Source organism: Bifidobacterium catenulatum PV20-2 (assembly GCF_000800455.1).
Classification (GTDB): domain Bacteria; phylum Actinomycetota; class Actinomycetes; order Actinomycetales; family Bifidobacteriaceae; genus Bifidobacterium; species Bifidobacterium kashiwanohense_A.
Window position 1 is genome coordinate 2,009,022 of the sequence record NZ_CP007456.1, and the last position, 23,872, is coordinate 2,032,893.

At 53.2% G+C, this 23,872-nt stretch carries 23 protein-coding genes and 1 tRNA gene; 7 read left to right on the forward strand and 17 right to left on the reverse strand.

Annotated features, from left to right (window positions below; genetic code table 11):
- Positions 1-91 precede the first annotated feature (91 nt).
- Positions 92-1,090 (reverse strand): DUF8094 domain-containing protein, encoded by a 999-nt coding sequence (locus AH68_RS08615; protein WP_039199247.1) that lies wholly within the window; start codon positions 1,088-1,090, stop codon positions 92-94.
- Complete coding sequence (locus AH68_RS08620) at positions 1,090-2,301, reverse strand: hypothetical protein (protein ID WP_052189209.1); 1,212 nt, start codon at positions 2,299-2,301, stop codon at positions 1,090-1,092. The genes AH68_RS08615 and AH68_RS08620 overlap by 1 nt, the downstream gene beginning before the upstream one ends.
- Positions 2,302-2,382: 81 nt before the next feature.
- On the opposite strand from AH68_RS08620, the gene AH68_RS08630 reads away from it, so the two are divergent.
- Positions 2,383-3,339 carry an FKBP-type peptidyl-prolyl cis-trans isomerase gene (locus tag AH68_RS08630; protein ID WP_173405860.1) on the forward strand — a complete coding sequence of 319 codons (957 nt, stop codon included), beginning with the start codon at positions 2,383-2,385 and terminating at the stop codon, positions 3,337-3,339.
- 59 nt (positions 3,340-3,398) lie between these two features.
- Here the strand turns inward: AH68_RS08630 and nucS are convergent, their stop codons facing one another.
- The 10 genes from nucS to AH68_RS08680 all read right to left on the reverse strand — a co-directional run bounded on the left by nucS (position 3,399) and on the right by AH68_RS08680 (position 12,716).
- On the reverse strand, positions 3,399-4,103 hold the full coding sequence (nucS, locus tag AH68_RS08635; protein WP_033512712.1) for an endonuclease NucS: 705 nt from the start codon (positions 4,101-4,103) through the stop codon (positions 3,399-3,401).
- 160 nt (positions 4,104-4,263) lie between these two features.
- Positions 4,264-4,542, reverse strand: a complete 279-nt coding sequence (locus AH68_RS08640) for a F0F1 ATP synthase subunit epsilon (protein ID WP_004223302.1) — start codon at positions 4,540-4,542, stop codon at positions 4,264-4,266.
- On the reverse strand, positions 4,542-6,023 hold the full coding sequence (gene atpD / locus AH68_RS08645) for a F0F1 ATP synthase subunit beta (RefSeq protein ID WP_039199253.1): 1,482 nt from the start codon (positions 6,021-6,023) through the stop codon (positions 4,542-4,544). The genes AH68_RS08640 and atpD overlap by 1 nt, the downstream gene beginning before the upstream one ends.
- A gap of 8 nt (positions 6,024-6,031) precedes the next feature.
- Positions 6,032-6,952, reverse strand: coding sequence for a F0F1 ATP synthase subunit gamma (locus AH68_RS08650; protein ID WP_003833846.1), 921 nt, complete (start codon positions 6,950-6,952; stop codon positions 6,032-6,034).
- A gap of 3 nt (positions 6,953-6,955) precedes the next feature.
- Complete coding sequence (gene atpA / locus AH68_RS08655; protein ID WP_034879776.1) at positions 6,956-8,584, reverse strand: F0F1 ATP synthase subunit alpha; 1,629 nt, start codon at positions 8,582-8,584, stop codon at positions 6,956-6,958.
- 71 nt (positions 8,585-8,655) lie between these two features.
- Positions 8,656-9,483, reverse strand: a complete 828-nt coding sequence (locus tag AH68_RS08660; protein ID WP_039199255.1) for a F0F1 ATP synthase subunit delta — start codon at positions 9,481-9,483, stop codon at positions 8,656-8,658.
- A 29-nt stretch (positions 9,484-9,512) separates the two neighbouring features.
- On the reverse strand, positions 9,513-10,034 hold the full coding sequence (locus tag AH68_RS08665; RefSeq protein WP_039199258.1) for a F0F1 ATP synthase subunit B: 522 nt from the start codon (positions 10,032-10,034) through the stop codon (positions 9,513-9,515).
- 56 nt (positions 10,035-10,090) lie between these two features.
- The gene (gene atpE / locus AH68_RS08670) at positions 10,091-10,318 is read right to left on the reverse strand and encodes an ATP synthase F0 subunit C (RefSeq protein ID WP_003809874.1); all 228 of its coding nucleotides are present in this window, start codon (positions 10,316-10,318) and stop codon (positions 10,091-10,093) included.
- Positions 10,319-10,374: 56 nt separating this feature from the next.
- Positions 10,375-11,184, reverse strand: coding sequence for a F0F1 ATP synthase subunit A (gene atpB, locus AH68_RS08675; protein WP_039199267.1), 810 nt, complete (start codon positions 11,182-11,184; stop codon positions 10,375-10,377).
- Between the two features lie 497 nt (positions 11,185-11,681).
- On the reverse strand, positions 11,682-12,716 hold the full coding sequence (locus tag AH68_RS08680) for a homoserine O-succinyltransferase (RefSeq protein ID WP_039199269.1): 1,035 nt from the start codon (positions 12,714-12,716) through the stop codon (positions 11,682-11,684).
- A 191-nt stretch (positions 12,717-12,907) separates the two neighbouring features.
- On the opposite strand from AH68_RS08680, the gene AH68_RS08685 reads away from it, so the two are divergent.
- Positions 12,908-12,984 (forward strand) — tRNA-Met (locus tag AH68_RS08685).
- Here the strand turns inward: AH68_RS08685 and AH68_RS10415 are convergent.
- Positions 12,963-13,151 (reverse strand): hypothetical protein, encoded by a 189-nt coding sequence (locus AH68_RS10415; RefSeq protein ID WP_081995920.1) that lies wholly within the window; start codon positions 13,149-13,151, stop codon positions 12,963-12,965. The genes AH68_RS08685 and AH68_RS10415 overlap by 22 nt on opposite strands.
- A gap of 66 nt (positions 13,152-13,217) precedes the next feature.
- Complete coding sequence (locus AH68_RS08690) at positions 13,218-14,153, reverse strand: hypothetical protein (RefSeq protein WP_039199271.1); 936 nt, start codon at positions 14,151-14,153, stop codon at positions 13,218-13,220.
- A gap of 267 nt (positions 14,154-14,420) precedes the next feature.
- On the opposite strand from AH68_RS08690, the gene AH68_RS08695 reads away from it, so the two are divergent.
- Positions 14,421-16,688 carry a maltotransferase domain-containing protein gene (locus AH68_RS08695; protein ID WP_039199272.1) on the forward strand — a complete coding sequence of 756 codons (2,268 nt, stop codon included), beginning with the start codon at positions 14,421-14,423 and terminating at the stop codon, positions 16,686-16,688.
- 347 nt (positions 16,689-17,035) lie between these two features.
- On the opposite strand, the gene AH68_RS08700 is transcribed toward AH68_RS08695, so the two are convergent.
- From AH68_RS08700 to AH68_RS10420, 3 genes are all read right to left on the reverse strand, one after another.
- Positions 17,036-17,677, reverse strand: a complete 642-nt coding sequence (locus AH68_RS08700; RefSeq protein WP_052189210.1) for an ATP-binding cassette domain-containing protein — start codon at positions 17,675-17,677, stop codon at positions 17,036-17,038.
- A 13-nt stretch (positions 17,678-17,690) separates the two neighbouring features.
- Positions 17,691-19,685 (reverse strand): hypothetical protein, encoded by a 1,995-nt coding sequence (locus AH68_RS08705; RefSeq protein ID WP_039199273.1) that lies wholly within the window; start codon positions 19,683-19,685, stop codon positions 17,691-17,693.
- A gap of 90 nt (positions 19,686-19,775) precedes the next feature.
- Positions 19,776-20,156 carry a lactococcin 972 family bacteriocin gene (locus AH68_RS10420; protein ID WP_201772591.1) on the reverse strand — a complete coding sequence of 127 codons (381 nt, stop codon included), beginning with the start codon at positions 20,154-20,156 and terminating at the stop codon, positions 19,776-19,778.
- Positions 20,157-20,282: 126 nt separating this feature from the next.
- Here AH68_RS10420 and AH68_RS08710 point away from each other — a divergent pair, with 126 nt between their 5' ends.
- The 4 genes from AH68_RS08710 to AH68_RS08725 all read left to right on the forward strand — a co-directional run bounded on the left by AH68_RS08710 (position 20,283) and on the right by AH68_RS08725 (position 23,862).
- Positions 20,283-20,954 (forward strand): response regulator transcription factor, encoded by a 672-nt coding sequence (locus AH68_RS08710; protein WP_081995921.1) that lies wholly within the window; start codon positions 20,283-20,285, stop codon positions 20,952-20,954.
- Positions 20,955-21,121: 167 nt separating this feature from the next.
- Positions 21,122-22,102, forward strand: a complete 981-nt coding sequence (locus tag AH68_RS08715; RefSeq protein WP_236682399.1) for an ATP-binding protein — start codon at positions 21,122-21,124, stop codon at positions 22,100-22,102.
- Between the two features lie 196 nt (positions 22,103-22,298).
- Positions 22,299-22,796 (forward strand): inorganic diphosphatase, encoded by a 498-nt coding sequence (locus AH68_RS08720; protein WP_039199275.1) that lies wholly within the window; start codon positions 22,299-22,301, stop codon positions 22,794-22,796.
- Between the two features lie 499 nt (positions 22,797-23,295).
- Positions 23,296-23,862, forward strand: a complete 567-nt coding sequence (locus AH68_RS08725; protein WP_039199276.1) for a manganese efflux pump MntP — start codon at positions 23,296-23,298, stop codon at positions 23,860-23,862.
- Positions 23,863-23,872 lie beyond the last annotated feature (10 nt).

A 23,872-nucleotide genomic window follows, 5' to 3' on the forward strand; every position in this document is an offset into this window, starting at 1 on the left:
AATATCAACAATCAACAACATTAAGCGCCCGGCGCAACACGCATTGCAAACGTTCGCCCCAAGCTTACGCGCAATCGCGCAACCGCCACGATTACAGCGCCTCAACCCTGACCGGCTGACGTTCGGAACCGACTGCAGTGATCTTCGCGTCAGAATTCGCCGGAGGCACGTACAGCGCGATCACATTCACATACGTGGTTTTCATGGTGCTGGTGGCCTGACCGTCGCCAAACAGCGCTTTTTCCGCATCGGAAGCAGGCTGCGACTCACGGCCGGAGCCAGCTGAACGCGTCCATTCGGAATTGATCTGCGCCACTACCAAGTCTCCACCATCCGCGGAACGCATAACGCTGATGGCATCGTCAACCGGCGTGAACACCTGCTGCTGCGATCCCTCGTTCAGCTCCATGGCCTTCTGCACCTGTTCGGTCAGATCGGCAAGCTTCGTACGCAAATCGTCGTCGGCAAACTTCTGCGCATACTGGCTGGACGCACCATTCTGCAACACGTCGGCATATGCAGCAACCGCATCCTTCGGGGTCATGACCAGACCGGTGTCTTTTTCCGTTCCCTGCTCGCTGCCGGTTTTGGAAATCTCAAAACTCGGCATTTTCACGCCCGAGAACAGTCGTGCCACACCCCACAGCTTGTAGTTCTGACGTGCGGAATCCTGGCGGAACACCAGCAGACGCTTGGACTGCTGGTCGTCCGTGGTGGAAGTGATGGAGAACACCGAACGTGGCCATCCACTGTCCGTAGAGATCACGGCCTGCGCCAGATCAGTTGGAATCGTGGTCTTGCGGTCAAGATTGCCCGTGACCTGCGCCACATGAAGTTCGCTAGTGCGAATCTCAAGTTCCGGCCCCTCCAAAATCGGACCGAGGGCGTCGATATTGCGATCGTTATTGCACTGGTCAAGCGTTTTGAGAATATTCGTACGGATGGTTTTCTCCTGCTTGGCGGTCAGATTCGGAGCATCTTGACGTTGCGTGGTTTTCGGCTGCGGCAGCTGCCCCTCGCATCCGCACATGCCAACGACCATTCCCAATGCGAGCACGGCCGCCGAGATTACGTTGAAACGCTTCTTCATCACTTGGCCTCCTCGTTGTCAGGTTCGTCGGATTCGTCGTTTTCGGATGTTTCGTTGGATTCGACCGGCTCGGTCGTTACGGCCATTTCGTCAACTTCGTTGGGCATATTGATTTCGTCGGATACCGCGAATTCTACAGTTCCCGAGGCCACTGCGGCCGCACTGCTTTCCTCTTGTGCGAGACGTGCGAAATATGCGGCAAGCTCGTCTTGCGAAATCACGGAAGTCTGTTCGAAATCGTTGTTTTCACCAATGCCATCAGTGGCAGCATTCTGCTGGTCGGCAACCAAATTTCGAGCGGAAGGATCGACAATCGTGGGTTGCGTCATCTCATTTTGCATGTTTTCCGAACCGGTCGCACGATGGCTCGCATGGCGACGGCGCTTACGATTCGACCCGCTCTTATCACTACGGGCGGCACTCGCTTCGGCGTTCTTCACCCATGCGGCAACCTCGTCATCGTCACCCTGCGTGGAACCGATGCCGTCAACCATGGCAAACGCGCGCTTGTTGCGACGCTTATGCGGAGGCATGGCAAACACAGAAGCCGAAAGCACTGCAAGTATTGCCAGCAATCCGCCGGAAAGATAGAACGGCATGGCGAAATTCAGCATCGAACGACGATTCCAACCAAGCGCGACCGAGCCTCCCTTGCGATCGCCGTAATCGATAATCGCAACGGAATCCTCGGCATTATTCGCATTAGTACCCTTGAACTGCATGTCGACGGAACCGGCATTGCATTTGACGGTGCGCCACATGTCGGAATCCTGAAACGCGACCTGGCCTTCGGAATTATCAGCAGTGCCCTGAGCCGTGGCCTTCAGCGTAGACAGGGTGGACCAATCGGACAACCCGGTGACGCGCATGTATTTGGATCCCGCGATCCATCCGGCAACATCACGGGCGGAACCGATGGCGATGCAAACGTTCGCAGATTTGTCTCGGGACTTCGCCGAAATGGTGACGCGATCGTCAACCAATTGCAGTACGTTCGGATCGGTGACCACATACTGTGGTCCCGTGACCGTGGCGGACGCCGAGACCTGTGTCGAGGGCTTCCAGATCGTCGCGTTCAAGACGCCAAGCACGATGCAAGTAATGGCAAGCAAACCGAAAATAGGCGTGACAATGCCGCGCATGATCTTGGCGTGTCGCGTGGGACCCGCCTTGGACTGCGGCTTTTCCTGTTCTTCCTGCAATAAAGTCATAACATTTACCATTCTACATTGCCCCTCTGCAAAAGCCTGAAAAAACTATGAAAATCAATGATTGCCACTAAGGTGGAACCTATGCGCAAATCTACTCTTTTCAAAGCCGTCGCCGCCGCTTGCACAACGATTATGTGCCTAGGATTCACGGCATGCGGAAGTTCCGACACAAAATCTGATTCTTCTTCCGATTCGTCATCGTCTTCCTCCAACTCCTCGTCGAAGATGAACCAGATTGCCGGCGTGACCGCCACGGGCGAGCCCGGCGAGAAGCCGACCGTCTCCTTCAAAACCCCTATGACGGTGGAAGACAACAGCTACGTCGTACTGCAGAAGGGCAACGGCGACCAGATCAAAGACGGCGACCGCATATGCACGCAGGGCATCGCCATCAATGTCAAGGATGGTTCCGAATTGGCGAGCACATGGGAGAACAACACCCCTGATTGCTCCACGGTGGTCACTTCCGACACCAGTCAGATGACTGAGAATTATTACAACATTTTCAAGGATCAGAAGCTTAACGCCACGCTTGCGTTCGGCGTGAACGATTCGAATTCCGCAGGCACATCATATTTGATGGTGCTCACGATCGTGTCGAAGTCGAAGGATCTGACGAAGGCAACGGGCACAAAGGTGCATGACGTGCCTACCGATCTGCCGAAGGTCACGCTTGCGAAGGACGGCAAGCCGTCGATCGACATGAACGGTTATAAGGGTTCCGACACGTTGGTTTCGCAGGATTTGATCAAGGGCGAAGGCGCCGAGGTCAAGGATACGCAGACCGTGGTGGCGCATTACACTGGCTGGCTGCTGGACGGCACGCAATTCGATTCCTCGTGGGATCGTGGCAAATCCTCCACGTTCTCGCTTGACAGCGTGATCAAGGGATGGAAGCAGGGTCTGGCCGGCCACACCATCGGTTCCCAGGTACTGCTGGTGGTACCACCGAGCCTTGGCTACGGCAGCGAGGCGAAGGATAAGATTCCAGCGAACTCCACGCTGGTCTTCGTGGTCGACATCCTCGCCGCCTACTGATCTACATCACGATTCGTGCATAAAAACTCCCTGCATAACAACAGGGAGTTTTTTATAAGCTAGAAGAGTCGTAAGGAGTCGTCTTCGGTGCCCTTCATCTCGTCATAGTCGAGGATCAGGCAGTCGAAGCCACGATCTTGGGCAAGCACGCGGGCTTGCGGGGTGATGGTCTGCGCGGCGAAAATACCACGTACGGGGGCTAGCAAAGGATCGCGGTTGAGTAGTTCGCAGTAGCGGGTGAGCTGCTCAACGCCGTCGATGCCACCATTTCTCTTGATTTCGATGGCAACATGCTTGCCACTGGCGTCGATGGCCATGATGTCGACCGGTCCAATGGCAGTCGGGTATTCGCGGCGTACGAGCGTCGCCCCCTCGCCGATGCGTTCGATCTGTTCAGCCAAGTATTTTTGCAGATGGTCTTCGACGCCATCTTTGATCAGTCCCGGATCTTCGCCCAAATCGTACGTTTCATCGGAATAAATATGCTGCAAGGTCACTTCGAGCACGTCGTTGGATTTATCTGCCGAAGCGCGGATGACTTTCTGTGGAACTTCCGTTTCGACATCGTCGTCGGCATGGTCCGGAGTGATGTCTTTGATGGTGCAGGGCGCTGCCATCCAATTAAGCGGCTTGTATGATCCAAGTTCGGAGAAAATCAGCAGACTGTTGTCGGCTTTGATCAGCAACACGCGCTTGGCGAGCGGCAGGGACGCATTCAAACGTCCGGAATATTCGGCAGAGCAATCAGCAACAATAATTCGCACGAGGCACTACCCTACCATGATTGTCGTAAGCCCCGAATCCGCGATAAGGCAATCTTTTTTATTTTGCTTAATACTGTTTTTTTTTGAAAAGAAAAACGGCCTGTCTGTTGCGATTGCATCAATCGCAACAGACAGGCCGTCAGAAGTATGCTACCGAGTGCTACTCGGCCATCTTGACGTCACGTCCACGCTCAACCGCAACGGTGAGCTTGTTCGAATCGAAGGAGATGAAACCGTCGGTCACTTCGAAGGAGCGACGGCTGCCATCCGGATCCACCACAACGATGGTTCCTTCCTTGATTACGGTCAATACAGGCTCGTGGTTGGGCAGGATGCCCATTCCGCCTTCAAAAGCCGGAATGGTGACGGACTTCGCCGTACCGTGCCACACAGGGTGGTCGGCGGCGACGATGTTCACCTGCATTGTCAATCCGGCCATCACGCACCGTATTCCTTCTGCATGTCGTGCCACTTCTTCTCGAGATCGTCGATGCCGCCGATGCCGGAGAATGCCTGCTCCGGAACGTCGTCGTACACGCCGTCGCAAATACGGGTAAACGCTTCGATGGTCTCGTCGGCCGGCACGTAGGAGCCCGGGCGACCGGTGAACTTTTCAGCGACGTAGAAGTTCTGACCGAGGAACTGCTCGATCTTACGAGCACGGTTCACAGTGGTCTTGTCTTCTTCGCCGAGCTCGTCGATACCGATCAGAGCGATGATGTCCTGCAGCTCCTTGTTACGCTGCAGAATTGCCTTGACGCGGTTCGCGCAATCGTAGTGAGCCTGGCCCACGTAACGCGGATCAAGGATTCGCGAGGTGGAGCTCAGCGGGTCCACTGCCGGGTAAATACCCTTGGAAGCGATGTCACGGGAAAGCTCGGTGGTTGCATCCAGGTGGGCGAAGGTCGTTGCAGGAGCCGGGTCGGTGTAATCATCAGCCGGCACGTAGATGGCCTGCAGCGAGGTGATGGAGTGACCGCGGGTCGAAGTGATTCGCTCCTGCAGGGCACCCATTTCGTCAGCCAGGTTCGGCTGGTAGCCCACTGCGGACGGCATACGGCCGAGCAGGGTGGACACCTCGGAACCAGCCTGGGTGAAACGGAAGATGTTATCGATGAACAGCAGTACGTCTTGGTTCTGCACGTCACGGAAGTACTCTGCCATGGTCAGTGCGGTCAGCGGCACGCGCAGACGGGTACCCGGCTGCTCATCCATCTGGCCGAAGACCAGTGCGGTCTTCTCAAGAACGCCAGCCTCGTCCATTTCGCCAATCAGATCGTTACCCTCACGGGTACGCTCGCCGACGCCTGCGAACACGGACACACCGCCGTGGTTCTGGGCGACTCGCTGGATCATTTCCTGAATAAGCACGGTCTTGCCGACGCCTGCGCCACCGAACAGACCAATCTTGCCGCCCTGCACGTACGGGGTCAGCAAATCGATAACCTTGATACCGGTTTCGAACATCTGGGTCTTGGATTCCAGCTGGTCGAATGCCGGCGGGTTGCGGTGGATAGGCCAACGCTCAGTGACCGTGATGGTCTCGTCATCCTTCTTGTTGAGGATGTTGCCGGACACGTCGAACACGTGACCCTTGGTGACATCGCCAACAGGAACGGAGATCGGGCCGCCGGTGTCAAGCACGGTGGCACCACGAACGAGGCCGTCGGTCGGCTTCAGCGCCACGGTACGCACGGTGGAGTCGCCGAGGTGCTGTTCGACCTCAAGCGTGATCTTCTTCGTGGTTTCGCCCTCTTCGTTGGCGGTGTTGGTCAGCTCAACGGTAAGTGCGTTGTAAATGTCGGGCAGGTGGCCCACCGGGAATTCGACGTCGATGACCGAACCCTGGATACGCGTGACGCGTCCAGCGGTCGGCTCTGCAGCCGTCTCGGGAGCCGCTGTGGTCTGATTCTCAGCCATATGCGTTCCTACTCTTCCTTCTTATTCAGCGCGTCGGCGCTGCCGATGATTTCGGTAAGTTCCTGGGTAATCGAAGCCTGTCGCGAAGCGTTGAGCTTACGGGTCAGGTCGTCGATCAGGCTGCGGGCATTGTCTGTAGCCGTATGCATGGCGTTCTGTCGGCTTGCAGTCTCGGATGCCGCCGCGGTGAGCAGGCATTCATGAATACGGGACTGGATGTACTTCGGCAGAATCGCGTCAAGCACTTCGTCGACGCTCGGCTCGAACGCATAAAGCGGGGTCGCGGCATCGGCATCGGATTCGGACACAGGGCCGGAGTCCTGCTGTTCCGGAAGCACGAGTTCAACGGGCAGCATACGCAGCACGCGCACCTTCTGAACAACCATATTCACGAATTCGGTGAACACGATGTAGAGTTCGGAAACCCCACCTTCGCTCGCCGGCTTCATGTAGGCGTCCATCAGTGCCTTCGAGATGGACTCTGCGACTTCTACGCCGGGCTGGTCGGTATCGCCTTCCCAAGTACCGGCAACATCACGATTGCGGTACTTGTAGTACGTCACACCGCGACGACCATACACATACAGTTCCGGCTGCTTGCCTGCCGCATCAAGGCGGGCCAGCAGCGATTCCGTTTCGCGGATGATCGAGGAGGTGTACGGTCCTGCCATACCACGATCCGAGGTGAGGGCGAGAACAGCCACGCGAGGGTTGTCCTCGTCCTTCTTCACGATCGGATGGTCGATATGGGTATGGGCCACCAGCGCTTGCACGGCGTCGAAAATCGCATCGGTATACGGCTTCGCGTTCAAGGCGACGTCACGTGCCTTGGCGATGTGCGAAGACGCGATCATCTCCTGCGCGTTGAAGATTTTCTCCAACGACGCGGTGGAGGCGATCCTAGATTTCAATGCGAGTTGCGAGCCCATGGATCACTTCTCTCCTGCGACGATCTTTTCCTGCTCGACCGGAGTGGCGTTCTTGATGTCAGGCTTCTTCTCGACCAGCGGCTTGCCCGCGCTGGTCACGAAGGTCTCACGGAACGCTTCCACAGCCTTGTCGAGGGCGGCCTCGGTGTCGGCGGTGAAGTCTTCGGTCTCGCGGATGGTCTTGAGAATATCGGTGTTGTGGTCCAAGTAGTCCAGCATGGCCTTCTCGAACGGCAGCACGTCGTTCAGCGGCAGGTCATCCATCTTGCCATGGGTGCCGGCCCACACGGAGACGACTTCCTGTTCCATGGAATACGGGGAGAACTGCGGCTGCTTGAGCAGCTCGGTCAGGTGGGAGCCACGGTTCAGCTGGGCCTTCGAAGCCGCATCCAAGTCGGATGCGAACATGGCGAAGGATTCCAGGGAACGGTACTGGGCCAAGGAAATCTTCAGCGTGCCGGAGACCTTCTTCAACGCCTTGGTCTGTGCCGCGCCACCGACTCGGGACACGGAGATACCGACGTCGACAGCCGGACGCTGATTCGCGTTGAACAGGTCGGACTGCAGGAAGATCTGACCGTCGGTGATGGAAATCACGTTGGTCGGAATGTATGCGGACACGTCGTTTGCCTTGGTTTCGACGATCGGCAGGCCGGTCATCGAACCGCCGCCGAGGTCATCGGAAACCTTGGCGCAACGTTCAAGCAGACGGGAGTGCAGGTAGAACACATCGCCCGGGTATGCCTCACGTCCCGGCGGGCGGCGCAGCAGCAGGGAAATCGAGCGGTAAGCCTCAGCCTGCTTCGACAGATCGTCGAAGACGATGAGCACGTGCTTGCCGTTGTACATCCAGTGCTGTCCGATGGCGGAACCGGTGTACGGTGCGATGTACTTGAAGCCTGCGGAATCGGAAGCCGGTGAGGCCACGATGGTGGTGTACTCCATGGCACCGGATTCTTCGAGGGACTGCTTCACCGATGCGATGGTGGAGCCCTTCTGACCGATGGCCACGTAGATGCAGCGCACCTGCTTCTTCGGGTCACCGGATTCCCAGTTACGCTTCTGGTTGATGATCGTATCGATTGCGATAGCGGTCTTACCGGTCTGGCGGTCGCCAATGATGAGCTGGCGCTGGCCACGGCCGATAGGCGTCATTGCGTCGATGGCCTTCAGACCGGTGGACATTGGCTCGTCAACCGGATGACGATGCATAACGTCGGGTGCCTGGGCCTCGAGAATACGACGGCCTTCGGTCTTGATTTCGCCAAGACCATCAATCGGGTTGCCTAGCGGGTCCACGACGCGGCCAAGGTAGCCGTCGCCGACGGGCACGGAGAGCACTTCGCCGGTACGACGCACTTCCTGGCCTTCCTCGATACCTGCGAAGTCGCCGAGGATAACCACACCGATCTCGCGGGCGTCAAGGTTGAACGCCAGGCCAAGCGTGCCGTCTTCGAAGGTCAGCAGCTCATTGGCCATGCAACCAGGCAGTCCCGTCACGTGCGCAATGCCGTCGCCAGCAGTCGCGACATAACCGACCTCCTGGGTCGGGGTGTCCGACGGCTTGTACGACTCGACGAACTCATCGAGCGCCTTGCGTATCGTGGTGGGATCAATGGTAAGTTCTGCCATGATCACTCCTTATTGTTGTTTATAAATTCAGTCAAGTCTTGTTTCAGGCTTGTTCACCGTGCGGCGAACCGTCAGGCGGTTGCCTTCACCGTGCGCTGAAGATGCTGCAGCTGTGCGACCACCGTGTTGTCGGTGACCTCGTCGCCCACCTGGATGCGCATGCCACCCATGACGGTCGGATCGACCACAGAGTTGATGTGCACCGGATGGTCGGTCTTCGCCGTATAGATGGCGATGAGCTTTTCCACCTGCTCCTTGCTCAACGGCGTTGCCGTGGTAACAGTGACCATCGATTCGCCCATATGGCGGGAGAACTTATTGATCAGCCACTGAATGGTCTGCAGGTAGCGGCGATTGCGCAGATTGCAGGTCGCGTGCTCGGCCAGGCGCTTGGTCACCTTGGTGAAATCCGCGTCACCAATCAGGCTGTACAGCAGCTTGACACGGGCTTCACTGGAAACGGTTGCGTCATACAGCTTGGTGCGCACGACCGGAAGGTTGAGCAGTGCGGAATGCAACTCGGCAAGCTCGACGGAGACCTGCAAAGTCGTATTGGTGTGGTCCGCGTAGTACATCATGCCGTCAACACCGAAATCCTCAACGGCATTGGCGATATCAGACACGCGGCTCCAACGGCGGGACACCAAATCGGACATGATCTCCATCACCAGTGGATGGGCTTGATTCCCGATCAGGGTCTTGACTACCGCAACCTTGTCTTCGACTGGGCGCGACGGGTCGGTGAGGGCACGTTCAAGCTGGATGTTGTGGTCTAGCGCGCTGGTGATCGTGAACAGCTCATTCCCGATACGCCATGCGTCCTCACCGCTGTTACGCAGCTTGGGGGCCAGCGAGTCACGCGAAACGCGATCTGCGATACGCGATGCTTCTCCTCGCATTGGTCACCTCCCTTTCTTGAAGGTTTCGATCACTTCTTGTCGCTGTCCATGTCGGCGATCATCTGGTCGATCATCGACGACTGCACATCGTCATTCTCGAGCTTGCTACCCAGGATCTTGCCGGCCAGTGCCGTTGCCAGCACGCCGACTTCACCCTTGAGGCTCACCAGAGCCTGCTGCTGCTGCGATTCGATGGAACGCTGGGCGGTAGCGGTGATCTGCGCCGCATCGCTTTCGGCACGGGTACGTGCGTCCGCGATGATGTGCGATGCCTCCGTACGTGCGTCGTCACGGATCTTGGATGCCTCGACGCGCGCCTTGCTCAGCTGAGCCTCATACTTCGCCTTGGCTTCATCGGCATCTTTCTGGGCCTGTTCGGCCTTGGCGATGCCACCTTCGATCTTGGCAGCGCGCTCATCGAACACGGCCTGGAACTTCGGCAGGAAGAACTTGTAGAAGAACACGGCGACGATGATCAGAATGACCAACGACCAGAAAATGTCGTAGCTTTTCGGAAGGAACAATTCCATTTCGCTAGCTGCGGTCACCATAGTGTCTTCCTCCTTTCATGTTCGTTTGCGTCTTCGGTGTTACCTTGAATCAAGTCTTACTTGATGAAGGCGAGCACGAAGCCGAGCAGTGCCAGCACCTCAACGAATGCCAGACCCAGGAACATGAGGGTCTGCAGACGGCTGCCGAGCTCAGGCTGGCGAGCAGTGCCTTCGATGGTCTTGCCGATCAGGATGCCCAGACCGATGCCAGGGCCGATGGCGGCGAGGCCGTAGCCAACGACGTTCAGGTTGCCGGCAACCTCAGCGAGGGTAACGATATCCATGATTGTTTCCTTTCTGGTTATTGCTTGACAAGAAGCAACAATTAAAAAGCCGGCGGTCAGTCGATCTCCGGATAGCTCATATTGATGTATGCGGTGGTCAGAATGGCGAAGATGTAAGCCTGCAGGCAAGCGACCAGCGCCTCGAACAGGAACATGAACATGCCAGCTGCGAAGGTGACGACGCCGAACGGCATGAACACCTTGTTCACCACATCAATGAGGAAGTACTGCGTGGCCGAAAGGCACAGCGCAAGAATCAAGTGGCCCGAAACCATGTTGGCGAACAGTCGAATCGTCAACGAGAATGGGCGGATAATCAGCAGCTCAAGCAGCTGAATCGGGGACAGCAGAATGTAGATCGGGGCCGGAACACCCTTCGGGAAGATCTCATCCCTCAGGAAGTGGCCGAGACCCTTTTCACGAATGCCTGCAATCCAGTATTGGCAGAAGCACCACATGGCGAATACCAGCGGCAACGTAATCGTTGCGCTTGCCGCGATATTGAAGCCTGGGATGATGCCACACAGATTGAAGATCAGCAACGTGCAGAACACGGTGGTGATCATCGGCACGTAACGCTTGCCGCGCAGCTCACCCATCACTTGATAGACGATATTGTCGCGGACGAATTCGATCAACCATTCGACTGCTCCCTGCCAACGGCTGGGGATGAGCTTTGCACGGCTTGCCGTAATTCCGAGAACCAGCAGCATGATGACGGTCGCAAGAATGCGAACGAGGATGATGCGGTTAATGGCGAACGGCGTGCCCTGAAAAACGAACGGATCGGGAAGGAAGTCATCGACGCTGGGCATCTCGGGACCATCAGCGATGGTCAGCATGCCTTTTCCCAATGCACCAATCATTCACGCCTCCTGCTCTTGTGTCAGCTGTTAGTTTAACCCAACAACCGAGTCGAATGTGACGTTCTGGTTACTTAACCAAAGCGTACTTCGAAGTGTGCATCGACGCGACCGGAGTCCCGTGCGACGCATTCGACTCCGAATGGCTGGATAGGATTATTAGCCCGTGTCTAGACAACGTCCACACACCTGGGGTTTTCCTTACGGCCATTTGGTTTTTCCGGCGTTTCGCTTCAAGCTGGACTAACTAGACACGGCTCTGTGATTCGTCGGATAGTCGACGTTATCCAGCATACCGCATGTTGTCGGTAAAACGTTTCACTATGTTTATCGAGTGTCGGAATTTTTTAAGCTGATTCAGCTCGACACCGATAAATCGCAGACGAATGCGACTGGCACAAGCAAAAAGATGCACACAATCATGCGATTCGTATCACACGAATTATCCGCGTATTCAACGCATCGACGACTTCCGCAATGTTACGGAAAGGACGTTGGATTCAGCTGTGGATCACACCGTAGCCGTCGCACACGAACGGCGCGAACGCATCGACACGCGGCGAACCTGGCTGATGGCGAATCGAACGATCCGTGCCAAGACGTTTCTGCGCACGAAGCTGCGGAACCTCGCTCAAATCGTATGGCGTGGTCTGATACACCCAATTCAACCAATTACGCCATAACAGATTCGCGTGGGCGCGCCACGCGAACACCGGCTCAAGCTGCGGATCGTCATGCGGGAAGTAGTTTTCGGGGAACGGCACGTTCGTCATCCCCTTCTTCATATCGCGCTCATACTCCTCAGCCAAGGTGTACTTGCCGTACTCCCAATGGCCAAGCGCGAACACCTCCGAAAAATCGCGGGTGGCGATCAGACCAGGACCGGATTTTGGACCCCACGTAAGCACCTGCAATTCGGGATTGCGGGCGACATCGCCTTCGTTCACCCCCGCAAGGCGAGAATGCGGCTGCAGGCAGATTTCGTCGAAACCGTTCGTCAGGAAGCAGTATTCATCCTGCAAATACTGTGGAAACACACCGAAAATCTTCTCCGGAAGATTCTCTTTGCGCACGTTGTAGCGGTAATTGAGCGCACCCATCGCGCCCCAGCACAAATACATGGTGGAGAACACGTGCGTGGAAGCCCAGTCGAGAATCTTCTTGAACTCATCCCAATAATCGACCTGCTCGAAATCAAGATGTTCGACGGGAGCACCCGTCACCACGAAGCCGTCGTAATAATTGTCTTGGAACGCGTCGAGGGTTTCATAAAACTTTACTAAATGGTCGGCGCTCACATGCGTACCCTCATGTGTGGAGGTCTTCATGAAATCGATCTCCACCTGCAGCGGACTCTTCGAGATAAGGCGCAGCAGCTGAGTTTCCGTTTCAACCTTCTTAGGCATGAGATTCAAGATCACCAGCTTGAGCGGGCGCACACGCTGACGCTCCGCTTCGGGCTTTTCCAGCGCGAAAATGCGCTCGGAGTCGAGAATGTCTCTGGCCGGAAGGCCGCTGGGAATCTTGATAGGCATGCTTCTATTATGGTGCGTGGTCGGATATGGCGCACTCCCCTGCGCCGGCGATCGGTCGAAACGGGTATAGGAAAAATGGATAACGCGCTATTTGTGACGCTATTTCGCACGGTCGAACGAGTACGACACGCCGATTTGACATATTTGAAAGTAATCGTAAAGTTAATAGAGCTGTCTTGAAGACAAGCCGACGCGGGGTGGAGCAGCTCGGTAGCTCGCTGGGCTCATAACCCAGAGGTCCATGGTTCAAATCCATGCCCCGCTACCAATGAAAGTCAGGAACCATAGTAGTTCCTGACTTTTTTGTTTTCCTACCGAATCTTGGCCAAGCCGATTACTTAACAAAATCCAGGCAAAATCTGGACATGGCAGCTGGTCGGATTGTTCGCGGGTTTTGAATTTCACCACGTTCTTTTCACTGGCTTCCTTCAGCATATTCAGCCAAGCTTCGCAAAATCACCTCTGCGAACCGGCATTATCGCCACATATCATCGCCACCTATCATCGTCGACGAACGGCATATAGCATGAACGCCCCGCAGCACATCACGGCAGCTGCCAAACCCAACACCAGCCCCATCGGACTTCCTGTCTGAGGCATTTCCTGCTCGGGGGCATAAAGGTTATCGACATTGAACGTCAGCAGGCTATCCTCACGTTCCACCACATCGTTCAGCACCATCATTTTCTGCGCGGTGACGGCCTCATCCAATCCCACGGACTGGTATCCGACCTTGATATTGACCTCACCGGCGCCCGTTGCATGCCAATACACGGTGGTTCCCTCCAGTTCGGCCCAGCCGACCGCCGTGGGCTCGTCATCTTCGTCGAACACGGCCGGACCTTCGATCGTCGCCGTGAATACGCCCTCGATCGGCTGTCCACTCGCATCCAGCAACTGCACGAACAGGCTTCCGGACCGCAATCCCTGCCGATCATCACGCGTCACCCTCGAAGAAACCGGCAACTTGTTCGCAGCCTCCTCCCAAAGCTCGTTGACCTTGCTTTCCAGCCCGTCCATCACCGAGAAGAGGTATTGCTCATGCCTGGCCCACACCTTTTGGTCGTCATAGTTGCGGTGCACCAGCACGCCGATCGCCGCATACGTGAGCACCGGTTCCCCGTCATGTTGATATTCGGACAGCAGCCATGCAAGGCGCCGTGCCGCTTCCGTATTTTCCACGGTGGTGGTTTCAGTCACCTTATAGTCGGTCATGCGTTCGATTTGCCGGCAATAATAGAATTTGCCCGATCTCGATTCCGCGTTCACCCCGATCACATACGGTTTTCCATCAAGAAAATAGTTGTAATGCTTGCCGTTCGCACGTAACAGCTGTTCGGCGGCCAGCGCTGCCGGGCATGTCATCGTTACGATTATGGCGCAAGCCGCCAATACCGCGGCCAGAATCGCAAGCATACGTCGCTTCATAACATTCATTGCATCGTCCTTTCGATATGCACGTCGTTGTTGCCGTGATTCAACAGACTTGCATACTTGCGATTACCACATGGTCTTTTTCAAGGGTTGTGGTCGGAGGACGTATTTTTCGGCATTTTGTGGATAACTTTGCCTGTTGAAAACCGCGACTTATCCACAAAAAACGTTTTGTCAAACTTAAGTAAAGAAGTTATCCACAAAGGGCGGAAAATCGCTGGTCAGAAGATAGTTCACCAAATCCACCTTTTCTCCTCTATAATCGGCGTTATGGCAGAAGAAGATAAGAGCGCGGAACCGCGCACCACAACCAAGCAATCAACCATCAAGAAGACGACCGCTAAGGCGAAGTCATCAATATCTCAGACGCCTAACAAGCGCACTGCCGCCAAAAAACCTACGGCATCCACCGCTCGCAAGCGCACCGCCAAGGCGAAGGCTGCCTCACCGCAAGCCGTAGGCGAAGCCCCAGCCCCCGTCATCGAACGCACCAGCCCCGAACAGTTCGGCCGCGTGAACGTGCTCGACATCACCCCGAACGTTGAGAACGGCCTGTTCCCAGCACGCGTGGAGCTCGGCGAAGCATTCAACGTCACCGCCCAAGTGTTCATCGAAGGCCGTACCAAGACCGGAGCGACCGTGTCCGTGCGCAGCGCACGCGGCCGCGAGGTTGAACGTTTCGCCATGACCTGCACCAATCCGGGTCTTGACCGCTGGGAAGCCATGGTCAAGATCGGCGAGCACAGCGATCTGAAGCCGTGGGATGACGACTATGCTGCCGTCAAGCGTCAGCTGGGTGAATGGCAGATCGTGGTCGAAGGCTGGGAAGACACCTACCAGTCCTGGCTGCACGACGCCATCATCAAGGTTGAAGTGAATGACGACGTGGAGAATGCGCTGGAATCCGGCGCACGGCTGCTCGCGCGTTGGGCCGACGCGAAGGATTCCAAGCTTTCCGCAGCCGACAAGAAGGTGCTACGCGACGCTGCCAAGACCATGGAAAACAAGTCGCTGAGCGCCGAAGAGCGTCTCGCCGCAGCCCAGAGCAGCGACATCGAGCAGCTGCACGAAACCAACCCGCTGCGCGACGGCCTGTCCGAGTCGAATCCGCAGCGTTTCCGCGTGGAACGCCCGAAGTCCAGCTTCGCCTCCTGGTATCAGTTCTTCCCGCGTTCCGAAGGCGCCTACTACGGCGAAGACGGCAAGATCGTTCCCGGCAACCTCAAGACGTCGATCGCCGGCTTGGAACGTGCCGCAGCCGAAGGCTTCAACATTGTGTATCTGCCGCCGATCTTCCCGATTGGCGTGACCAACCGTAAGGGACGCAACAATTCCCTGGTAGCCGGTCCGAACGATCCGGGCTCCCCGTTCGGCATCGGTTCCGAACTGGGTGGACACGACACCGTTGACCCGCAGCTTGGCACCATGGACGATTTCAAGGCATTCTGCGAGCGCGCCCACGAGCTGGGCTTGGAAATCGCGCTTGATTTCGCCCTGCAGTGCTCTCCTGACCACCCGTGGGTCAAGGCGCATCCGAACTGGTTCCGCACCAAGCCGGACGGCACCATCGCATTCGCTGAGAATCCGCCGAAAAAGTATCAGGATATTTACCCGATCGACTTCAATGCCGACATGGAAGGCATCGAAAAAGAAGTCGAACGCATTATGGATCTGTGGGTCAAGGCGGGTGTGACGATCTTCCGCGTTGACAATCCTCACACCAAGCCGGTGCGTTTCTGGCAGGATGTGATCGCCGCCGTTACGAAGAAGCATCCGGAAGTGCTGTTCCTCGCTGAGGCGTTCACCCGCCCGGGCATGATGCGCGCGCTGAGCTACGTAGGCTTCACGCAGTCGCACTGCTACTTCCCGTGGCGCAACACCAAGGAAGAGCTCGAAGAGTACTTCGAAGAGACCAACGGCGATGGCGGCTTCTACCAGCACAACACGTTCTGGCCCACCACTCCGGATATTCTCACCGCCTACGTGCGCGACAACGGCATCGCCGGCCACGCGGTGCGTGCGGTGCTCGCCGCTATGGGCAGCCCGAGCTGGGGTATTTACAACGGCTACGAGCTGATCGAAAACAAGCAGCGTCCGGGCTTCGAAGAGCAGATCGACAATGAGAAGTACGAAGTCAAGGTGCGCGACTGGGACAGCACCGAAAAGTACGGTATCGCCGAACTGCTGACCTCGCTCAACAAGATTCGTGACACTCACCCGGCATGCCGCAGCTACCACAATCTGCACATTCTGCCAAGCGACGATGCGGGCGTGATCGCATTCCTGCGCCAGACCCCGGCCGAACTGACCGGCACCGGCAAGGCAGACACGGTGATTGTGATCGTAAACCTTGACGGCCACAATGCGCACCAGTCCATCGTGCATGTGGAGCTGGGCGACTTCGGTTTCGCCACCGACAAGCCGCTCAAGGTGCATGACGAGCTGACCGGCCGCGACTTCGAATGGGGTTACGACAACTACGTTTCGCTCGCCCCATGGGCCGACGTGGCACACGTGCTCACCGTCGTCGAAGACTGATTGAGTCTCAATCGCATTAAACCGAAGGCGGGTGTTTAGAAAGCCACAAAACTTCCTAAACACCCGCCTTCATATTGTCCAAACATCGCTAAATGTGCGCACACCGCACACACTTATAATCCATATTCACATACATATCCACTTGGGCAGCCACGAAGGACATACGATGTAGGCTGGAGTCACTGATGGGTCAGCTATACCAGAAACATGCTCATCAGCCATAGCCACATTGAACGGGCATGCAAGAGAGATAATCACGACAATCGTCACAAGAAAAACACTCATTATCTTAGTAAATCTGCAAGAGATAAAACTCATATCATCTTCCCCTATCTATAAACAAAATTTCATCGAGATAAATCAATTACTTGGTCACATACGTTCGCTAATTCCAAATCGTGTGTTGAAACAACCACACAGGCTCCTTTTCTCACTGCACTCTTCAGTAAATCAACGACCATCTTTCTGTTTGCTGCATCCAATGAAGCCGTGGGCTCATCAGCGAAAATATAAGCCGATCTCTTCCAAAGTGCTCGAACAATCGCTATACGTTGTTTCTCGCCACCAGACAAAACCGCCGCAGTTTCATTGACGCGATTCAGCATCCCGGTCTCTGCAAGTAAATCAGACAGTCGGCGAGGCATTTTTGTTTTCTTAGATTGAAGAAAACCGCGTTTAAACGTCAAATTATACAAAACCGTTTCATCATCTATCAGTCCATAATCCTGATAAATAAATGATGCTTTATTCTTCCAAAACAATCTTCTTTTACGATCATTCCAATGCGATGTACCTGCACCATCAACAACAACGTCACCAGCACTTGGCTTACATAACAGCGACGCGACATTCAACAGCGACGTCTTACCACAACCCGACGGACCAGTAAGTGCAATCATGCAACCTCCGTCAAGTCTTCCATTCACATGCTGAAAAATCGTACGATTATCGATTGCATACGAAATGTCATTAAGTTCAATAGTCATCATTACCCCTTTTCGATTATTTAACAGCTCTGTTTACAACTTCCGTAAAGCATTTATTTGACGCAAGTAAGACGGAAATAATCTCAATAGACAGGCACAGAACTGAGATACCCGTCATAAAAATGCAAATATTATTCGAAAGTAATTTCTGTTGCCCTACAACAACATATGCAATTATGCATGAGATCACCAGCAAAACAGCCTGCGTCACACAATGTCCAAAAGAAAGACGAAGGTAATGCTCACCCAGCGTATGCCTGATGAATATTCTCCGTCTATTTTCATACGCCCAAAGATACGCACCTTCTACCGTACTTAAAACAACTTCAAGCAACACAATGATCAAATAAAATAGGTTAGTTTCACCAAGTTGCTTAAGAATACAGTATTGATAAAAAGCGTCATCAGAAACTCTATTTATAGAATTAATCGATGACAGTAATCCAGATTCCTCAGCTATGCTATTTACAAAATCAGCATCATTAAAAATGATATTAGACGTCGAAAGTGCAGGATAAACGAAACCATTGATATTGAGATCCTTGCTCACATCGTCCACTACGATGACCAATGGATTACGAGTCATTGAAAACATGCCATTTTGAGCACCGTATTCAAGCGCAGGAAAAAGCCCTTCGCCCTTCCATTCATACAGGCAATCCTCCATCGCAATCTCAGAATGCTCATTCAACCATATTCCGTCATACCCCCTCAGACCACTCAACACCGAAGCAGGAATGTGCGACGAATCAATTTTCTTTAAATCATTTTCAGAAACATTCATCAAATTCAGGAAAGATTTATTCGTTATAATGACATCGTCATAAGGAGACAGTTGTTTCGATATATCATTCGCAGTCGGATTTGCCCCCTCAACCAAAGCTGGAGCAACGGAATACGACAAATACAACCCGCCCCGCGCATCCGCCAAACTGAAAAAATCATTAAAAGCCTGCGCAACTTCAGAAGATGAGGTCGTTGGATCCGCAAATGTTTTCACCGACACAACCTGTTGCACTCCCTCCCATCGTTTCACGGAACGAAACTGCTGAGAAGCCGATTCAAATGAAGACAAGGCCATGGCACCGGAAACCAATGCAAGAACAATGCACACAAGTTTCAAGAAAACTTGTCCGCACAAAAGCTTCTTAGATAAATTTTCCCTTAGGGAAATATTCCGAACCGAAGGCATGGTGATAACGGAGAAAATGGCAACAACCATCAAAAACAATACTAGAAATAAAATAACAGAAGCCAGATATGCTTCAAGATAATCAAATATAGAATTAACCGAATGAAGAACCAATGATAATGCTATCGAAATCACAATCCCAATAACATATGGAATAATCCACACACGCAGAAAATCACTGGTATCACGATAAACTATATTTTTGTTTTGACAACCATTAAGCACAAGAATGGAATGCAGACGCTCACGGTTTCCCACCCATGACCAGCATGTCGCACACACGACAACAAAAAGCAAAGCAATACCGAATCCACCCGACCGATTATTCGCAAGTAATCCAAGAACATCAATACTTGACACCCTCGATCCACTGTTAACAACAGAACCACCGTACTGTTCAATAATCTTTACAGCAGATTGCGCGGCTTTGGAATCCGTAAACGAGTATGTTCCAGAAAGACTCGCTTCCGAAAGGTCAGATAAGGGAATCAGCTTGATCTCGCTACGCCCAGAGTAATTGCTCCTTTTCAGCTCGTCCGCGGCACTATTGTGATCCCCAAAATAAAATAACTTCACTTTGTCGTGAGATATGGATTCCACTTTAGATAAAACACCAAAAGATCCTTTATCATACGTCAAATCTTCTATCGCTGAAATAACTTCATTTTTATCAGCAGACAATGAAGAAAAATTCACAGAGATAAATGTTCTCGTTCCAACCGGATACGTCATCTCCAATGATTGCAACGTCGAAGCAGTAATAAATGAAGACAACATGGCAATAACCAAGCTAAGAGTCGCCAGAATCTTTTTTCCCATAACCCATCAAACCAACTACTAAAAAATAGCAATACGGGTGCTTATTCACCTACAACAGCAAATAAGCACCCACAAAAACACAAACAACAATTAGCAAATACGGTAGTAATACCGGGCTGAGGAATCATATACCCATAGTTGCGCATAAGACCAATGTCCCGCCGCAGTATCGATCGACACACTCTTGTTCGTGTTCGTATATACAGATGATCCATGGCACTTGCTCGTATGCCAATAATTAGACCACATCTTCGCCGGGTTGGCACCGTACTGCCATGTGCCACCTTCATTAGGAAAAGCTTCATATGCCGGAGAAGCACTGTCAGATACCGAAACCTCACTCCACTGTCCGCTGCAGGATTCAATACCTGAACCAGCAGGCTCAGAGGCAAAAGCACCTGTCGGCACGCCGACAAACAGAGCTGAAGTTAACGCAGCTGCACCAATAATTCCGACCATTTTTTTTGACATGGTCACCTCCAACCACTATGTTTCATCGCCGACACTGGCGATAACCTCCACGGTAGCGATCCTCAGCTGTTTACAGAAACGCTTGTCAAGGAAAACTTGACATTAAAGCTCCACATACCCCCATCGATGGTATTGTCTATCAGTGTGAACAAGGAGAAAACCATTGATATCGCAATCCTTGACAACGATGTCCTATCGGCAAAAATGCTGTCGCATTGGATAGATCAGCTTTCCAGAGAGCATCATGTCACGTGGGTAGCACACTCAGGCGCAGAGGCACTACACCACTGCCTATTCGGTGATAAACTTCCCGATATTCTTCTTGTCGACATGGCATTGGGAGACATCAGCGGTGACATTGTCTGTCGAAAAATACGCCAAAAGACCCCTGATATGGGGCTCCTCTGCATCACAGCATACGAAACAAAACGTTACGAAGAAGACGTCATATCAGCAGGAGCCCAAGGAATACTATCAAAAGAAAACCTTATTCAAGACCTGCCATCCGCAATCATTCGGGCAAGTCATGGACTCCCGATTGACGATCGATTTCCTGACGCATTAACCGCACATCATTTGCTTAACAGCAAAACAGACAAAAGACCCCCTAAACTAAGTCGCAAAGAGCAAGAAGTCCTGCGTCTCTATGCACAAGACCATTCAACCGAACAAATTTCAGCGCTACTCAGCATAAGTCAAAATACCGTTTACACGTATATCCATCGCATCCTCAAGAAGATGGAAGTCCATAACAGAAAAGAAGCGGTCATCCTATGTCGAAAATACGATTTAATATAGTTAAAACCTATAAACCATCATCTAGAATATACTTCAATTTTCTTCCATTTATCATACGAGTTCTTTATCTCCTCTGTCTCATTATATTTCTAATAGATGAAATAAGCTTAAACATCAACCATAATTACCTCAAATGGCATATCTTTTTTTGCTGTGCAGAAATAATTGTGTTTCTCATTTTCACGAAATGGCAGATCGCCGGCAGCTGGCTCATCATCCTCACATCGTGGATCGGCCCCATTCTGCCATTTCAAACATCTGCAGCTCTTATTTTTAGTTGTCTACTAGCAGTCACACTGCTCGGATATCACAATCTCTTACAGGGAATCGGTGCCTCACTCACCTACCTCATCACGCACACCGCCAGCACTTACATAATGCAGTCAGCAATAAACACAACCGACTCTCTACTTATGCTGATGACGTTAGGCGTCTTCTGCTTAGCAGGATCATTACTTCATTGGGCTCAACTAAAAAACGAAACGAACAACCAACTCGCAAGATCCAAATATCAACAACAAGTCGCAATTTCACTACACGATAAAACTTGCAATAATCTCACTTATGCAATCCGATTTATAGATGAGCGTATATATTCAAATTCTCAATTATCTAAAACGGATCTCATTGAGTTGCAGGATATTCTACGCGAAACACTTACACAAACACGTACTACTATTTCACAACTAATCAATAATGACCACTCCAAAGACACGCAGCAAGCTGACAATTCCAACCAACTCAAGCACCTCGATCAGATTATTTCTAGGGCTCAGCACAGATTAGAACAGCTACAATTCAGAGGAGAAATAATTAACACTCTTCAAGATCTGAATCATCTTCCCAATAAAAACTCTGAATTGCTTTTCGACGTCACCAATGAATTGTTTTCCGACATCATCAAACATGCCGACCCTAAGAAAGGCTACCTCGTCACTTTTGGAACCTCTGGCGGTAATATCACCATCTCAGCGTGCGATACCCCACGAAGTGCCCCTATAAATCTCGACATAGATAAGCCCACTACTATGGGATTGTTGAGATATACAGCAATCCTAGAAGCACAAGGGGGATCTATCTCCACCCAATCAACGGAAAATCTATGGATGGCCGACATCACCATACCTTTATTCCAACCTTCTCCATGATTCTCAACCAGGGGAAGCCCCAACTGAATACATGCAACCTTAGCGCGCACAATTTGCTTCCGAACGACGGCACTCTTTACAACAAAACATATCAGTCCGAAATCAAAATCCTATTTGATCAGGTTCGTTCCACTTCGGTGGAAAGCGGTATTGTGGTTACTGATAATGTAAACTGCCCAATCTCAAGGAGAAAACAATGGCAGAAACCTTCAACGTCGTGGTGGAAATTCCGCGCGGCTCCAAGAACAAGTACGAAGTGGATCACGAGACCGGCCGCGTGTTCCTGGACCGTACCCTGTTCACTTCCATGGGTTACCCGGATGACTATGGCTACATCGACGGCACTCTGGGCGAGGATGGCGATCCGCTCGACGCACTCGTCACGATCCCGAACTCCGTGTTCCCGGGCTGCGTGGTGGAATGCCGCGCCGTTGGCCTGTACCACATGGTCGACGAGGCTGGCGGAGACGACAAGGTGCTGTGCGTTCCGGCTGATGTGCGTTTCGACGACATCAAGGATGTCGAAGACGTTTCCGAGTACCACAAGGCTGAAATCAAGCACTTCTTCGAGCAGTACAAGGCTCTGGAGCCGGGCAAGGAAGTCCTGCCGGGCGATTACTGGACCGGTGCAGCTAAAGCCGAGGAGGAAATCGTGGCCGCTCGCAAGCGCCTCGCCGAATCCGAAGCTAAGTGATTTCGCCCCTTTCTAGGTAGCGACTTTACGTAAAAAGCCCGTTGACGTATGTACTTACACATGTCAACGGGCTTTTCACGTATCCAAACGTCCCAATCCCCCCCCAGCCGCTGGAGCAATCACCCCGCCCACAAGCCTCCAAACGTCCCGATTTCTCCAGCCGCTGGAGCAATCACCCCAGCAAAAGCCATCTCAACGTCCCAAAAACTCCAGATACTGGAAGAAAACGGACATAACCATACCCTCCAAGTGTCCGGATTCCTCCAGCGACTGGAAGAAACAGCCCGCAGACGGGATGCGCTCATACCGCACACGCATATTCGCTGGGGGCCGCTATAGTGGAACACGTAATTCACGGCATGCGAACAGTATTCGCAGAATTCAAAGCCCGCTGGCTGGCGCGGCAGTTCTATGTCGGTACCCCTAGGCGTAGGCGGACGTGAGACTCCGTCGAGGCCCATCCCGTGGGAAACCGTCGGGATGAACCTATATACCAGCTATGTTGATTCAAACACTACTCATTGCCGTTTCCGTATCTATGGACGCATTCGCCGTTTCCATCGGCAAAGGCCTCACCGTCAAAAAACTGCGTGACCTCGACGCGTTCAAAACCGCCCTCTGGTTCGGCGGATTTCAGGCGCTTTTCCCGCTGCTCGGCTATTTCGCCGCGTCCACGTTCAGCAAATACGTGACCGCAGTCGACCATTGGATCATTTTCGGCCTGCTCGCCCTCATCGGCGGCAACATGGTGCGTGAAGCATTCGAAGAGGATGAAGAAAACGCCAAGGAAACCGCTGATTTCGATTGGAAGCACATGCTTCCGCTCGCCGTGGCCTGCAGCATCGACGCATTCGCCGTTGGCGTCAGTTTCGCATTCATGTCGCTGAACATTTGGATTTCAGTGATCATCATCGGCATCACCACCGGCCTGTTCTCCGCAGCCGGCCTGTATATCGGCCGCGCATTCGGCTCGCACTGGCAGAAGCCCGCACAGATCGCGGGTGGCGTCGTGCTTATTCTGATCGGTGTGAAAGTACTGTTGGAACATCTCGGATTCCTCGCATAACAATCGCAAG

What these genes read in the sequence shown, in the direction of transcription:
- AH68_RS08630 (WP_173405860.1), top strand. Translation starts at nt 2,383, where the DNA reads ATGCGCAAATCTACTCTTTTCAAAGCCGTCGCCGCCGCTTGCACAACG.
- AH68_RS08640 (WP_004223302.1), bottom strand. Translation starts at nt 4,542, where the DNA reads ATGGCCGGATTGACAATGCAGGTGAACATCGTCGCCGCCGACCACCCT.
- AH68_RS08700 (WP_052189210.1), bottom strand. Translation starts at nt 17,677, where the DNA reads ATGATGACTATTGAACTTAATGACATTTCGTATGCAATCGATAATCGT.
- AH68_RS08615 (WP_039199247.1), bottom strand. Translation starts at nt 1,090, where the DNA reads ATGAAGAAGCGTTTCAACGTAATCTCGGCGGCCGTGCTCGCATTGGGA.
- AH68_RS08725 (WP_039199276.1), top strand. Translation starts at nt 23,296, where the DNA reads ATGTTGATTCAAACACTACTCATTGCCGTTTCCGTATCTATGGACGCA.
- AH68_RS08620 (WP_052189209.1), bottom strand. Translation starts at nt 2,301, where the DNA reads ATGACTTTATTGCAGGAAGAACAGGAAAAGCCGCAGTCCAAGGCGGGT.
- atpE (WP_003809874.1), bottom strand. Translation starts at nt 10,318, where the DNA reads ATGGATATCGTTACCCTCGCTGAGGTTGCCGGCAACCTGAACGTCGTT.
- atpD (WP_039199253.1), bottom strand. Translation starts at nt 6,023, where the DNA reads ATGGCTGAGAATCAGACCACAGCGGCTCCCGAGACGGCTGCAGAGCCG.
- AH68_RS08690 (WP_039199271.1), bottom strand. Translation starts at nt 14,153, where the DNA reads ATGAATGTTATGAAGCGACGTATGCTTGCGATTCTGGCCGCGGTATTG.
- atpA (WP_034879776.1), bottom strand. Translation starts at nt 8,584, where the DNA reads ATGGCAGAACTTACCATTGATCCCACCACGATACGCAAGGCGCTCGAT.
- AH68_RS08710 (WP_081995921.1), top strand. Translation starts at nt 20,283, where the DNA reads ATGGTATTGTCTATCAGTGTGAACAAGGAGAAAACCATTGATATCGCA.
- AH68_RS08705 (WP_039199273.1), bottom strand. Translation starts at nt 19,685, where the DNA reads ATGGGAAAAAAGATTCTGGCGACTCTTAGCTTGGTTATTGCCATGTTG.
- AH68_RS08660 (WP_039199255.1), bottom strand. Translation starts at nt 9,483, where the DNA reads ATGCGAGGAGAAGCATCGCGTATCGCAGATCGCGTTTCGCGTGACTCG.
- AH68_RS08720 (WP_039199275.1), top strand. Translation starts at nt 22,299, where the DNA reads ATGGCAGAAACCTTCAACGTCGTGGTGGAAATTCCGCGCGGCTCCAAG.
- AH68_RS08650 (WP_003833846.1), bottom strand. Translation starts at nt 6,952, where the DNA reads ATGGGCTCGCAACTCGCATTGAAATCTAGGATCGCCTCCACCGCGTCG.
- AH68_RS10415 (WP_081995920.1), bottom strand. Translation starts at nt 13,151, where the DNA reads ATGCTGAAGGAAGCCAGTGAAAAGAACGTGGTGAAATTCAAAACCCGC.
- AH68_RS08680 (WP_039199269.1), bottom strand. Translation starts at nt 12,716, where the DNA reads ATGCCTATCAAGATTCCCAGCGGCCTTCCGGCCAGAGACATTCTCGAC.
- atpB (WP_039199267.1), bottom strand. Translation starts at nt 11,184, where the DNA reads ATGATTGGTGCATTGGGAAAAGGCATGCTGACCATCGCTGATGGTCCC.
- AH68_RS10420 (WP_201772591.1), bottom strand. Translation starts at nt 20,156, where the DNA reads ATGTCAAAAAAAATGGTCGGAATTATTGGTGCAGCTGCGTTAACTTCA.
- AH68_RS08665 (WP_039199258.1), bottom strand. Translation starts at nt 10,034, where the DNA reads ATGGTGACCGCAGCTAGCGAAATGGAATTGTTCCTTCCGAAAAGCTAC.
- AH68_RS08695 (WP_039199272.1), top strand. Translation starts at nt 14,421, where the DNA reads ATGGCAGAAGAAGATAAGAGCGCGGAACCGCGCACCACAACCAAGCAA.